This is a genomic window from Dyadobacter sp. CY261 (assembly GCF_021440085.1).
Taxonomy (GTDB): domain Bacteria; phylum Bacteroidota; class Bacteroidia; order Cytophagales; family Spirosomataceae; genus Dyadobacter.
In genome coordinates this window covers 1-2,226 of the sequence record NZ_JAKCPW010000050.1, presented here as the reverse complement: position 1 = coordinate 2,226, position 2,226 = coordinate 1, and the positions used below count along the sequence as shown (strand labels likewise).

General features: G+C 47.1%; 1 protein-coding gene. It reads right to left on the bottom strand.

Annotated elements, in window-relative coordinates; all coding sequences use genetic code 11:
* Window positions 1–1,970: hypothetical protein (locus tag LZD49_RS35225; protein ID WP_234673334.1), on the bottom strand; the 1,970-nt coding region annotated here is incomplete at its 3' end.
* Window positions 1,971–2,226: the final 256 nt, after the last annotated feature.

Sequence of the window (2,226 nt, the reverse complement as noted above, 5' to 3'; positions counted from 1 at the left end):
GAAGCACGTGTACCAATGAATGTCGGGATAAAGGAGTTGTTCGCCGTGATCAGTGCTTTCAGCGTGCGGGTAACAAGCCTGTCTTCAATTTCGGTGTGACTATCCCCGATAACAAGAATAGATTTCTGTGCCGTCGAGTTGAAAACCTGCGATGTGGGCCGAACCTGGAATGTTCCGCTGTTAAGCGTCTCGCCAGTTAGAAGTTTATTGGTGACAGTAACGTTGAAATTCGCCGGTACGCTTTCGGATATTTGGCGCAAGTACTTCCACCCCTCCAATGAGTTTACATCCGGAGTTAGCCAGGTCCTGGACCCGTCGTTACCTGAAATATCCACACGGGTATCCGCTTCGTTGGCATAGCTAACAACCCTTAAATTCTCCTTCCATACAGGAAACTCGCGTCCTCTTGCATAGGGAACATAGGTAGGCAAAACCAATGTCGGAGCGGTAATGCCCAACGGGAATAGGTCTTTGTACCTTGATTTGTTGATCAGCGTCTTGGTGACGTTCTGGAATACCTTGCTAGCAAGCCCAGAAACCGACATTTTACTCCAATCAATTTCGACGCTTACGATATCTCCATTCGGAGATGTATTGATGACATACTTTTGTACTCCACTTGGAACCCCGTTTCCAAAGCTCTGATTGAATGAGCTGGCAGTCGTGTTGTTGTAAAAGGAGATTATTGTCGGGTTTGAGGCATCACCCTTCTGGATATAGTATAGGCTGTAATAAACGCCAAGGTTTTTTGACTGAACCGAAATGTCTCTCAGTGCAAGTACTGTCTCTATTTCAGCGGAGTTAAAAGACGCAGCGGGATCCTCGTACACCTTCCGCTCGATCCATTCAGTATAGAAATAATTGGCCGAGTTGATCCGGGAGCGAGCAATATCGAGGAAGTATTTAGAGGCAGTACCGGACGTGGTCATTCTATCCCAGTCAACCACGACGTTCACCTTGTCGTAATTAGGGGCAGTAACGGTATACTTCCTGACGCCAGACACAACCCCGACACCTGCATCCAAATTGAAAGAGGTGGCAGTACTGTTATTGTAGATTGAAATGATCGTCGGATCGGACGCATTTCCCTTTTGCAGGTAATATAGCGAGTATGCTGTCCCGGGATTAACCGACTGGACCGATACTTGCCGAAGGGCCAGCGCGGTTTCTATCTCGGCATAGTTAAATGCAGCAGAAGGATTTTCATAAACCTCTCTTTGCAAGAAAGATGGAGCCGAGTAAACGCTCCGATGCAGCGTTGCCTTGTTGCCGGCAATGAAGACCTGCTCTGCGGGATCGCTAGTAACCTTTGACCAATCTAAGGTTAAGAAGATTTCATCAAAGTTGTTGGGATTCACTAACTTATATTCAACGACCCCAGACGGCACACCTGTGCCATAATCTATTGGGAATGAAGTGCCACCCTTATTAATGGTCAGGCTTATCCTGGTCTGCACACTTGCGCTCCCTTTTGTAATATAATTAATGCCGTAGGTTGTGGGCGCTCCGGCATTAGTTGACCTGACGGACGCACTAACAACACCGTTTAGCACCTTTCTCTCGGACTGGGTTAAAACCGCATTGGGATTCTCAAAAATATATCGGTTGCCCCGCTTAGTTGCCTGGGTATAACTAGCCTTCGCAAAAACAGACTTTGATACATCAATGAAGTAAGAAACATTCGTCGTCGATATTAGAGACCAATCGATTGTAAGCACCACCTCGTCTCCATTGTCAGGGTTAGTGCATACGTAATTTTGAATGCCACTTACCTCACCAATTCCAAAAGAGGTCGGGAAAGATGACCCTTGCGGACTCCTGTAAATCGAAATAGTAGTCGCATTCGAAGCGTCCCCCTTCCGAAGATAATTCAATGAATAGGTTACATCGTTATAATCAGAGTATACAACTACGTCACGGACCGCCTGCGATACTTCAATTTCTTTCTCGTTGACAGTGTTGGTGAACACCGTATTTTTGTCTTTCCAAATAAATCTTCCCTTCTGGGTTAATTCAAGCGCTTTATCGGACGGAGGCTGATAGTACCATGCAGACTCGCTCTTTTTAATTATCCTCCCCCCAACCGCTACGGCTGACCCGGACGCGAAATTACTTCCGGCGAATGCGATATTTCCCGAGACCGTTATGTTGTACCACGCGCCCAATGGCGTCCCGGGCGCGGCGGGAGGCGTAGCAGATAAAGAAGGAGTATTTGTCGATGCATTG